At 41.4% G+C, this 10,999-nt stretch carries 14 protein-coding genes; 11 read left to right on the plus strand and 3 right to left on the minus strand.

Features of this window, described 5'->3' with window-relative positions; translation table 11 throughout:
* The first annotated feature begins 6 nt into the window (after positions 1-6).
* The 6 genes from O0550_RS21595 (at position 7) to rpsI (ending at position 4,279) form a co-directional block, all read left to right on the plus strand.
* Positions 7-843, plus strand: coding sequence for an energy-coupling factor transporter ATPase (locus O0550_RS21595; RefSeq protein WP_031309258.1), 837 nt, complete (start codon positions 7-9; stop codon positions 841-843).
* A complete protein-coding gene (locus tag O0550_RS21600) occupies positions 819-1,697 on the plus strand; it encodes an energy-coupling factor transporter ATPase (protein WP_003333758.1) in 879 nt (292 codons plus the stop codon). The genes O0550_RS21595 and O0550_RS21600 overlap by 25 nt, the downstream gene beginning before the upstream one ends.
* The gene (locus tag O0550_RS21605; RefSeq protein WP_003333757.1) at positions 1,694-2,497 is read left to right on the plus strand and encodes an energy-coupling factor transporter transmembrane component T family protein; all 804 of its coding nucleotides are present in this window, start codon (positions 1,694-1,696) and stop codon (positions 2,495-2,497) included. Before O0550_RS21600 ends, O0550_RS21605 begins: the two co-directional genes overlap by 4 nt.
* Positions 2,494-3,234: a tRNA pseudouridine(38-40) synthase TruA gene (gene truA / locus O0550_RS21610; protein ID WP_035319107.1), complete on the plus strand. Its 741-nt coding sequence runs from the start codon at positions 2,494-2,496 to the stop codon at positions 3,232-3,234. Before O0550_RS21605 ends, truA begins: the two co-directional genes overlap by 4 nt.
* 194 nt (positions 3,235-3,428) lie before the next feature.
* Entirely contained in the window at positions 3,429-3,866 is a 438-nt protein-coding gene (gene rplM / locus O0550_RS21615; protein ID WP_003333755.1) for a 50S ribosomal protein L13, read from the plus strand.
* 20 nt (positions 3,867-3,886) lie between these two features.
* The gene (gene rpsI, locus O0550_RS21620; protein WP_003333754.1) at positions 3,887-4,279 is read left to right on the plus strand and encodes a 30S ribosomal protein S9; all 393 of its coding nucleotides are present in this window, start codon (positions 3,887-3,889) and stop codon (positions 4,277-4,279) included.
* A 136-nt stretch (positions 4,280-4,415) separates the two neighbouring features.
* Here rpsI and O0550_RS21625 read toward each other — a convergent pair whose 3' ends face one another.
* Positions 4,416-4,871 (minus strand): SRPBCC family protein, encoded by a 456-nt coding sequence (locus tag O0550_RS21625; protein ID WP_258427205.1) that lies wholly within the window; start codon positions 4,869-4,871, stop codon positions 4,416-4,418.
* Between the two features lie 224 nt (positions 4,872-5,095).
* On the opposite strand from O0550_RS21625, the gene cwlD reads away from it, so the two are divergent.
* Positions 5,096-5,818 (plus strand): N-acetylmuramoyl-L-alanine amidase CwlD, encoded by a 723-nt coding sequence (cwlD, locus tag O0550_RS21630; RefSeq protein ID WP_003333752.1) that lies wholly within the window; start codon positions 5,096-5,098, stop codon positions 5,816-5,818.
* Between the two features lie 153 nt (positions 5,819-5,971).
* Positions 5,972-7,075: a P-loop NTPase gene (locus tag O0550_RS21635; RefSeq protein WP_003333751.1), complete on the plus strand. Its 1,104-nt coding sequence runs from the start codon at positions 5,972-5,974 to the stop codon at positions 7,073-7,075.
* A gap of 80 nt (positions 7,076-7,155) precedes the next feature.
* Here the strand turns inward: O0550_RS21635 and gerD are convergent, their stop codons facing one another.
* Entirely contained in the window at positions 7,156-7,779 is a 624-nt protein-coding gene (gene gerD / locus O0550_RS21640) for a spore germination lipoprotein GerD (protein WP_003345179.1), read from the minus strand.
* Between the two features lie 128 nt (positions 7,780-7,907).
* Here gerD and O0550_RS21645 point away from each other — a divergent pair, with 128 nt between their 5' ends.
* A complete protein-coding gene (locus O0550_RS21645; protein ID WP_003345181.1) occupies positions 7,908-8,531 on the plus strand; it encodes a KinB-signaling pathway activation protein in 624 nt (207 codons plus the stop codon).
* Between the two features lie 101 nt (positions 8,532-8,632).
* Here O0550_RS21645 and pdaB read toward each other — a convergent pair whose 3' ends face one another.
* Positions 8,633-9,406, minus strand: a complete 774-nt coding sequence (gene pdaB, locus O0550_RS21650; RefSeq protein WP_003345182.1) for a polysaccharide deacetylase family sporulation protein PdaB — start codon at positions 9,404-9,406, stop codon at positions 8,633-8,635.
* Between the two features lie 137 nt (positions 9,407-9,543).
* Between pdaB and O0550_RS21655 the strand changes: the two genes are divergently transcribed.
* Positions 9,544-10,164 carry a stage II sporulation protein M gene (locus O0550_RS21655; protein ID WP_022585106.1) on the plus strand — a complete coding sequence of 207 codons (621 nt, stop codon included), beginning with the start codon at positions 9,544-9,546 and terminating at the stop codon, positions 10,162-10,164.
* Between the two features lie 222 nt (positions 10,165-10,386).
* Positions 10,387-10,617, plus strand: coding sequence for a hypothetical protein (locus O0550_RS21660; protein ID WP_003333745.1), 231 nt, complete (start codon positions 10,387-10,389; stop codon positions 10,615-10,617).
* The last annotated feature ends 382 nt before the right edge of the window (positions 10,618-10,999 follow it).

The raw sequence follows: 10,999 nt of genomic DNA on the forward strand, positions 1-10,999 counted from the left end.
TCTAACATGATTCAGGCTAGTGGGCTTTCTTTTCAATATCACTCGGAGCTAGCAGAAGCATCCCCCGTGGTAAAAGGTATAGACTTTTCTATTCAGGAAGGTTCTTTTGTTTCAATCATTGGACATAACGGCTCTGGCAAATCGACGTTAGCAAAGCTTATGAACGCTTTGTTGGTACCGACTGCAGGGGTACTGACGGTCACAGGATTTTCTACTGACGATGAGGAACGATTATGGGACATCAGACAGCAGGTAGGTATGGTGTTTCAGAATCCAGATAATCAAATCGTTGGTACGATCGTCGAGGATGACGTAGCCTTTGGGCTTGAGAACCTTGGTATTGAAGCAACTGAGATGCGTAAGCGTATTGACGAATCCTTAGAATCGGTTAAGATGACAGCCTACCTGAAAAGCCAGCCTCAACGGCTATCTGGTGGGCAGAAGCAGCGTGTTGCGATTGCTGGAATTCTGGCAATGCGCCCGTCCATTATTATTTTGGATGAAGCCACAGCTATGCTTGACCCACAAGGAAGGAAAGAAGTTATTCAATTGGTTCACCGGTTGAACCGAGAAGAAGGGCTCACAATCGTTAACATTACGCATTTTCCTGAAGAGACATTAGAGTCTGATCGCATTATTGTGATGGATCAGGGGAAGATTTATGCGGATGGTACTCCTGTTGAAGTGTATGCTGACGTAGAGGGTCTGAAGGCTATTGGTCTGGATGTTCCCTTTGCAGGAAGGCTTCGTCACACTTTAAGGCAACAAGGTATAAAACTTCAGACTGTACTGGATCAAGAGGAGTTGGTTGACGAATTATGCAAATATCTTTTGAAAATGTGACCTATTTGTATGGAAAAGGGACTCCGTTTGAAAAAGAGGCACTTTCGCACATCTCCTTTACTATCCCATCGGGTTCGTTTGTAGGTATTATTGGCCAAACCGGCTCCGGAAAATCAACTTTGATACAGCATCTGAACGGTTTAATTAAGCCGACAGAGGGTACTGTGCGGGTCGGCGAGATGGTTGTTACTCCGACAACGAAAAAAACGCGTAATTTGCGCCGCCAGGTGGGGCTCGTGTTCCAATATCCGGAACATCAACTTTTTGAAGAAACTGTACTTAAAGATGTGATGTACGGTCCACTAAATTATGAATTACCCGAACAAATGGCTTATCAAAGGGCAAAAGAATCGCTTGAAATTGTGGGACTTTCCTTCGATGAGGTTAAAGATCGCTCTCCTTTTCATTTAAGTGGGGGACAGATGCGCCGGGTTGCAATTGCAGGGGTATTGGCCATGCAACCAAAAGTACTTGTTCTAGATGAACCGACCGCAGGACTAGATCCTGCTGGGAGGAAAGCCATCTTAGAAGGGATTTATCAGATTCATCGAGAACAAAAGCTCACTACTTTACTGGTTACCCACAGTATGGAGGAAGCTGCTCGGTATGCTGATTATCTTCTGGTATTGGCTAAAGGAAGAATCGCGATGGAGGGTACACCTACAGACATTTTTAAAGAGCAAGCTGCTTTGCAAGAATTAGCTTTAGATGTACCTGAAACAGTCTCTTTTCTTCATCGATTAAATGAAAAGCTTCCACACAATAAGCGATTGCCGCTCTCTTTATACAAAGAAGAGGATTTATCCTCCTATCTGCTTGATCTACTCAAGCAAGGTAAGGGGGATGTTCAATGAGCATGCTACAAAATTTTGCTATCGGCCAATATATACCCGGAGATTCCTTTGTACACCGCCTAGATCCGAGAAGTAAATTTCTATTTATTATCGTATTTGCTATGGTTGTTTTTATGGCGAACAAGGCGGAAATCTACGGATTCTTAGTAGCTATTCTCTTGCTATGCTTGTTTATGTCGAAACTATCGCTTTCCTATATTCTTCGTGGCTTAAAGCCAGTCTGGTTCCTGCTATTGCTAACCGTCATTTTGCAACTCTTGCTTACGAAAGGTGGGCAGGTGTATGTAAGATGGGGGTGGTTCAGCATAGAAGAGGAGGGTGTGCGTCAGGCCTTGTTTGTGTCGATGCGATTAGGTCTATTGGTTGTAATCAGTTCATTGCTGACTTTAACCACTTCACCTATTGATCTGACGGATGGGGTAGAACGAATGTTTGGTCCTTTAAAAAAATGGGGTCTTCCTGTTCATGAAATGGCGCTCATGCTTTCCATTGCGATTCGGTTTATCCCGACGCTATTGGAAGAGACAGACAAGATTATGAAAGCACAGATGGCTAGAGGTGCTAATTTTGATAGTGGAACACTGTTGAGCCGGGCGAAAGCCATGGTTGCTATTGTGATTCCGCTGTTTATTAGTGCATTTCGCCGAGCTGAGGATTTAGCATTAGCAATGGAGGCAAGAGGATATCGTGGGGATATTGGACGTACAAAATTACGTCAATTGCAATTTAGTTATCGAGACGGCATCCTGTTGTTATTTATGCTGGTTCTTGTGGTAGTTGTAGGATGGTGGAGAACATGAAACGATTAAAAGGTATTGTTGCCTATGATGGAACTGATTATAGTGGATTTCAAGTTCAGCCTGAACAAGTAACCATTCAAGGGAAGATTGAGGCAGCCATTATGCGCATTACTGGCGAGACGATTCAAATTCACGGGTCTGGTCGTACAGATGCAGGTGTTCATGCCAAGGGTCAAACCTTTCACTTTGATACCAAATCAACCATTCCCATAGAAAAATGGTGTTGGATTCTTAATAATCAGCTACCTGACTCGATTGTCATTCAAACAATAGAGGAGGTAGAGCCATCCTTTCATGCTCGATTTGACGTTAGAGAGAAGGAATACCGATATTGTATCAACAATACTCAGGTGCCAGACATCTTTCGCCACCGCTATGCTTGGCATGTTCGCTATCCGCTAGATGTGGAAGCGATGAGACAAGCTGCCACCCATTTGATAGGAACGCATGACTTTACTTCTTTTTGCTCTGCAAGGACGCATGTGGAGAATAAGGTGCGTACCATTTATGACGTGAAAATTGAACAAGAAGGAACACTTCTTTGGATTATTTGTCGCGGCAACGGGTTTTTATATAACATGGTAAGAATCATTGCGGGAACCTTGCTCAATGTTGGAGAAGGAAAGCTAAGTCCAGATCATATTCCTCGTATTCTTGCAGGGTGCGATCGGGAATTGGCAGGACAGACAGCACCTCCCCATGGTCTTACAATGTGGGAAGTATTTTACAAGGAATAGCCCATTCGTTTTCCTTGACTCTCACATGATCTATATAGTATGATAACTAATGGTATTTTCATACCCGCTAGCCCCACTCTAGCCCCGGGATTGAAAATTGAGTTAGTACGAATTAGGATACACAAGGTAAAGTTGTTCACCGTTGCAGCTTTGGCCTTTAACATTGAACGGCAAGATATCTAGGAGGGACAAACATGCGTACCACATATATGGCGAAAACGCAAGAAGTTGAGCGTAAATGGTACATCGTTGACGCTGAAGGCCAAACTCTTGGTCGTCTTGCGAGCGAAGTAGCATCTATCCTACGCGGTAAACTAAAGCCTGAATTTACACCACACGTTGACACTGGTGATTTCGTAATCGTTCTTAATGCTGACAAAATCAAGCTTACTGGTAAAAAACTTACTGATAAAATGTACTATAGACACTCCATGCACCCAGGTGGTTTGAAAGCAACTCCTGCTGGTGAAATGTTGAACAAACGCCCAGATCGTTTGTTCGAATTGGCTGTTAAAGGTATGCTTCCTAAAAACAGCTTGGGACGTCAAATGTTCTCAAAACTTAAAGTATATGCAGGTACTGAGCATCCACATGCTGCTCAAAAACCAGAAGCATGGCAAATTCGCGGCTAATAAAAGGGAGGAAATGACTCGTGGCACAAGTTCAATACTACGGTACAGGTCGTCGTAAACACTCCGTAGCACGCGTTCGCTTGGTACCAGGCGAAGGTCGCATTCTGATCAACAAGCGTGATATGGATAACTATTTTGGTTTGGAAACTTTAAAGCTGATCGTAAAACAACCACTAGTTCTTACTGAAACTCTAGGTCACTATGATGTTTTAGTAAACGTTGGTGGTGGAGGTACAACTGGTCAAGCAGGAGCTATCCGTCATGGTGTTGCTCGTGCATTGCTAAAAGCAGATCCAGAACTTCGCGGTGCTCTTAAACGCGCTGGATTCTTGACTCGTGACCCTCGTATGAAAGAACGTAAAAAATACGGTCTTAAAGCGGCTCGTCGCGCGCCTCAGTTCTCTAAACGTTAATTTTACTGTTATCATAAGGATCCAAGCCTCAAATCATTTATTGATTTGGGGCTTGTTTTCTTTTGATCAAGTAGTATCATGTCTGGACCATAATTTGACCATACTCATGTTATTCCTCGAAGAAATTCTTTGTTCATTAGCTACTTGGTGCTGTCATTCTCTTGTTAAGCTGCTCAAGCACAAGTGGCCACGCTTGTTCATGTTGGTCTCTGGACTCTTGATCTGGAAATCCGGCATGGGAAAGACGGAGCAGTGTAGCATTGCTATGTGACTCAAGCTCAACCGTGACAACTGTTTCAGCCCCCTTTGTCCCTTTACCCCCAGTGACCCAGGTTAATTCAACCAGACAGTCCTGCTCAAGTCTGAGAAATCTTCCATAATGAGGATGACGTTCCTCTTCAAATTGCGTCTCAAAAAAGAAGGGTGAGTTGACCTCCCCTTTCATCAATACAGTTCCAGGAGCTGCAAACCAACGATCAAAGTGCTTCGTCCACGCTTGAAATAAGACATCTGGTGATAAATCCATTAGACGCTCCACCTTCAGACTATACGGTCGTTTTGAAAGATCAGGTATGGCAATAGGCTTTGGCATTCGTAAGCATTCCTTCCAGTAAGTTAAGGTGCACATTTTATAAAAGGTTGATCTCTTTATCATCTCCATATCACGCCATGCTATGAGCAGCCCACACATTAGAGCCGTTACAGGTTGACATCAATCCGCATACTTTCCCGTCTGACTTTTATAGACAACCCCGTCATAATTGTCCATGTTAATCCATATGATGAAGAAGAGAATTGGACAAAGGGGCGGTCGAAGTGACTAAAAAAGTAGTAGGGTGGGTGCTCGCCTGCTTTCTGCTGGTCATCATATTTACGTACAAGTTACCCGCACATTCTTCTTGGTCCACCTGGACATTGCCTTTGGCAGGGACAGTAATAGCAATTGATGCGGGCCATGGTGGCGTGGATGGTGGTGCAGTAAGTAAGGATGGAAAAGTGGTTGAAAAAGATGTGGCATTGCCTATCAGTCTATATTTACGTGATTTTTTGCAGGAGTCAGGAGCTTATGTAATCATGACGCGTGAAGATGATAGGGATTTGTCATCAGAGGGTGCTAGTAAGTTAAGAAAACGAAAGTCGGAGGATATTCGCAATCGAGTGAAATTTATTAACGACAATGCTCCTGATTTTTTAGTTAGCATTCACTTAAACAGCATTCCGCAGGAGAAGTGGAGAGGCGCCCAAACCTTTTACTTCCCTGGTTTTCAAGAAAGTAAGAAAATGGCCTTTCTCATTCAGGATGAAATTAAACGTGTATTAGAAAATACCGATAGAAGCCCCAAGCAGACGGATGATATTTTTTTAATTCGGGAAGTAAAGACACCATCAGTGCTTGTGGAAGTAGGTTTTTTATCCAATGTTGAAGAAGCAAGAAAACTGGAATCAGCAGATTATCAAAAAGCAATGGCAAACGCGATTTATCAGGGAATCTTACGTCATTATGCGGGAGAAAAGAGCACAGCTACAAGCGCACCATAGTTTGGGTGTGCTTGTTTAGTCTGTAACTATGCTATAATGAGGGCAAAAATTAGGAAACAGCAAGGGAACACCATGTGATTTACTAAACTAGGCAACGGGTATATGCGTACCCCTAAGCCTGTTTCCCAACTAGAAAATCGAGGTGGATTCAACATGCTAACGAAAGAGAAAATTCTCGAAGCATTACGTGACGTTAAAGATCCTGAGATAAATCGAAGCTTAGTAGAGCTTAATATGATTCGCAATATAGCGATTGAAGAACGGCATGTTTCTCTGGAAGTAGTGCTTACCATATCTGGCTGTCCATTAAAGGTAAAAATTCAAGATGATGTGGTGCAAGCGATTCGTGCTTTGGGCGCGGAGCAAGTCGATGTTCGCTTTGGAGCCATGACAGAAGAGGAAAGGGCTGCGCTCAGCCAACAATTGCGTGGAGGGCAGGCTACAGCTTCTCAGGGCCAAGGACAGGGGCCGGGTCAGACAAATGTTTTGCATCCTATCCTTGCTGAAAATTCAAAGACAACATTTATTGCGATTACCTCTGGCAAAGGTGGAGTTGGTAAATCTACAGTTACAGTTAACTTAGCGGTCGCACTAGCACGTTTAGGCAAAAAAGTAGGAATTATTGATGCAGACATCTATGGATTTAGTGTTCCAGATATGATGAACATTGAGCAACGCCCTACGGTTATTGGACAGACCATTTTACCAGTAGAGAAGTTTGGTGTAAAAGTAATGTCGATGGGGTTCTTTGTTGAAGATAACTCCCCTATCATTTGGCGCGGTCCTATGCTGGGTAAGATGCTTCGGAATTTCTTCAGTGAGGTACACTGGGGGGAAGACCTTGACTATCTCTTGCTTGATTTACCCCCAGGAACAGGTGACGTAGCACTTGATATTCATACCATGATCCCGCAGAGCAAAGAAATTATTGTGACCACGCCTCATCCTACAGCGGCATTTGTAGCAGCAAGAGCGGGAGCTATGGCAATGAAAACAGGTCATAAAATTTTGGGGGTCGTGGAGAATATGGCCTGGTATGAAGCTAAGGATGGTTCCAAAGAGTATGTCTTTGGACGGGGAGGCGGTTCTAAGCTAGCAGAAACCCTATCCTGTCCCCTGATCGCTCAAATCCCGCTTGGCCAACCAGAGAATCATCCGCAGGAGCCTGAATACTCTCCATCCATTTATAAAACCGAAAACGCTATTGGACAAATTTATATGCAGCTTGCTCAAGATGTCGATCGACTATGTAAATAACCAACAGCATCAAAGATTTAACAGAAGTATGCCCCAATAAAAAAAAGAAAAAGGTGAGAATAAGCTCACCTCTTTCTTTTTTATCCACCCGATGATTTCTTTTTCTTCTCTTTCTTCTTGCCTTTTTTTCCTTCGTTTAAATTCTGAGGGTTCATCATATCCTCTTGGGCCTTCGTCATGATTTTAAGCATCTCTGCTTGAAACATGGGGCTTTCTAAGCTATCCTTCATGATTTGCATCGTTTGTTTACGATAGGCGGAGGTTTTCATCAAATCAAGTAAGCTTTTTTCATAATCGGGATCCTTGAGAATACTAAGCATCATTTGCTGATACTCAGGGTCTTTCATAAGCTCTTTTAACAGCTTTTTATTCTCATCCTTCATGGATTTAGCTAAGGTACTGGTGAACTTGGGATCTTTAAATGCTTGCTTGATGTGTGGATTGTCCGGTTTTGCTATACTTTGGATAAGCGTAGTACGCACAGTCTCGGGATTCATGATGAGATTTTTTTGGAAGCTTTCGTCTTTCATCATGGACTCCATGGTTTTTTTTGCTTCATCCGTTTGCAAAATATCAAGAACCATCGTCTTGGTGGATTTGTAATCAGGCTGGGGATGGCTTTGTGACGTTGTTCCACAGCTTGATAAGAGAAGACCACATGTAATCACAGGGATCAGGGCAACAAAGACATGCTTGTTTAACATTAGCAGGGAACACCCTCCTTTTACAGTCCTCAGCTATTTATAAAATGTGCAGTTTTTTGTTTTCTTACGCTAGAATTTTCTTGCATGCATGGTAAAATCATAAGGAGCCAATGAAGGGGGGACCAGCCTTGAGTTTGCGTAATTATGGATGGTTATTCGGTACAACACTGTTATTGGGTGGTATCGGCGGAATGCTTATGGGGTTAGTTACCCAGGAAAATTTATACCATGGTTCTATTGCTAATTTTTTTATGGGACTATTGATGAATTTGTTGTTAGGTTTAACGACTAGCATTGTAGCTCAAATGGGTTTCTTTGCGTATATGATGTTTAATTACCTTGTATTAAATTCAATGAAGAGCAAGGCTTTGCGAAAGAATATCCAAATTTTCTTTATATTATTTGCTTTTTTTGACATGGTTTATTTACGGTATATTGCTTTTGGACAAGGAAGCTCGGTGCTTCCATACTTTGTTGAACCTGTCTTGCTGCTGTCAATAGCGCTAATAACGGCATATGCGAAAGTAAAGATGACGAATCCAACGGCATGGGTACCTACAGTATTCTTTATTTTTGTGGTGACGGCTATTGAGTGGCTGCCTGCTTTAAAGCAAGATGATTTTAAAGCTATTGCTGTAATGGTGGTACCTTTGCTGTTCTGTAATGTTTGGCAGATTTTACAACTACATCGCTTAACTACGCGAACGGAGCAAACGAAGAAATCGAAAACAAAAACGTCGAAATCTTTTTAATCTAGGCAAGGTTTACATATCTTACTTATGACAAACAAAAGGCTACTCCATTTGTGCGGGAGTAGCTTTTTGTTTAGGACATAGGCTTTGTTTTTTACGAATTACTTAATTTCCTCGCTTTTGATTTTTGATCCTGAAATTAATTCAGATACGGTCACGAATTCATATCCTTGAGACCGTAATTTGTCGATAATAACCGGTAGGGCAAGATGAGTTTGTTTGCAGGAATCACTTGCATGCATCAGAATAATATCACCGGGATGGGCCTTTGAGACAACCCTTTGGATGATTCGATCCGTGCCAGGATTCATCCAGTCAAGAGAATCGGTATCCCATTGAATAACCATATAGCCCATGTCATTTGCTACGCGAAGCACCCGTTTATCAAAATCACCATTTGGCATACGGATTAAATTAGGCTTTTTCCCTGTTAGCTCAGTGAGAATGGTATCAGCTTTGCCGATTTGGGTCCGCATTTGTTCTTCAGAATAACGGCTATAATTATCATGCCGGTGACCATGCGAGCCAATTTCGTAACCGCCGTCAACAATTTTCTTTACCATTTCAGGGTGCTTTTGACTCCATGGAGAAGAGAGGAAAAAGGTAACCTTGTCGAGCTTCTTCTCTTTTAAAATATCGAGAATGGGCTGTGTCCGCGTTTCTCCCCAACTAATGTCAAATGTCAGAGCAACCTTTTTTTCCTTTGTATCCACCTTATAAATGGCTTGTGGGCCTTTGTTTTTATCAACGGAGGCGGAGAAAACATGCAAGCTGTCACGTTCGGCATAAGCAATGCCTGCCCCAAGAATTAAGGCCATACAAATAATAAAAAACTGTTTTAACTTCTTAGAACTGATTACGAACATATACTTCATAATGATAAGCTACCTCCTTTTAGCAGTTTGTCCCCCTACATTTTATGCAATTTGGAAAAGGTTATTCTTTCGCATCTATGTGTATAAAAAGGTAAAATGAATGAAATGGATAGTTAAGTAAGATTGGAGTGGGTATAGTGAGGGGTTTTATTAGTGACATTTGGAGAGGAACACGGAAATATTTTGGAATTGCTCTCTTTATTCTGCTTGCAGGTGTAATTGTTGGAATGCTTAATTCGGCTAGTTTAAGTACGATTTTGGAAAAAATGATTGAACAGGTCAGAGAAGTTTCTCAAGGGCTCCAGTTGGAAAATAATATTTTTGCAACCATAAGAGTTATTTTTATGAATAACCTAATGGCGGCGATCATGATGCTGGGGATGGGGACGTTTTTTGCCATTTTCCCTATTTGGGGTTTATTTATGAACGGTGCTGTACTTGGATATATCTTAACAGTGCCCAATCCAAAAGGGCTCAGCACATGGGAAATGCTTGTATATGGCATTCTTCCACACGGTGTTATTGAGATTGTTGCTATCCTTTTTGCAGCAGGGTTGGGGATTCGTTTTGGTGTATTATCATTTCGTTCAATTGGGGCACTTTTTGCACCACAAAAAAGGGATCGAGTAAAACGAGACTGGGGAGATAGTCTGCGCATTCTTTGGAAAACATTTATTTTGATTGTTGTCATGTTATTTGTAGCAGCGGTTATCGAGTCAGTAATAACACCTCAACTCCTGAATCCTCTTATCAAATAATTGCATTGCAATGGAAAGCCGCTCAAATAGCGGTTTTTTTATTGCCCTTTTCACTGTCAGTGCCTGTATGTAGATTGATTTTTCGTAACGGGGGATTAAAAACTTCCCATATAAAGCGTTTTGTTTTTAATTATATTAAAAAAAGTAATAGAAAAAATAAGAATAGGGAATGAGCCTACAGGAAATGATATACGTAGACTTATTTCCGGGAGATGATAATATTTGTTAGGATTATTGCTTACTACAAAAGAATGTCAGGAAGTCGAATATCTGCTGAAACGTGAATTAGAGGAAATGTTACTAGATTTCGGGGATAAGCGAATTGATCATTTAGTTAAAAGGGCAATGGAAGAAAGATATGCAACATTATTTAGGATGTACGCTCGCTTTGCATCACCTAGAGAGCTTTCCAAATACGTGAGAAAAAAAAGTATAAAGGAAGAATCTCTGTAAAACTAAAAATGTCTTAAAAACCTTATAACAAAAGGAATCTGCTCTATCATTATTCGTTTGAATTTCAAAGTAAAAGTAGATTTCAAAAAAAAATACATAAAAACTATTGACTTTATATATTGATTCATGATAGATTATTTCTTGTCCGAGAGACACAAACGAGAAACGAAAACAAGAATTGAAAAAACTTGTTGACTTAATTAAATACTTATGATAGTATTTAAAAGGTCGGTTTTAGGACAAGAAATAATTGCACTTTGAAAACTGAACAGTAAAATGTTTGATAGAAACACTAGCCAAGCAAGTTTTGAAGCTTTGATCAAGAACTACTTTAATGGAGAGTTTGATCCTGGCTCAGGACGAACGCTGGCGGCGTGCCTAA

Origin of the sequence: Brevibacillus halotolerans (assembly GCF_026891775.1) — a bacterium.
In the GTDB taxonomy this organism is placed as follows: Bacteria; Bacillota; Bacilli; order Brevibacillales; family Brevibacillaceae; genus Brevibacillus_B; species Brevibacillus_B halotolerans.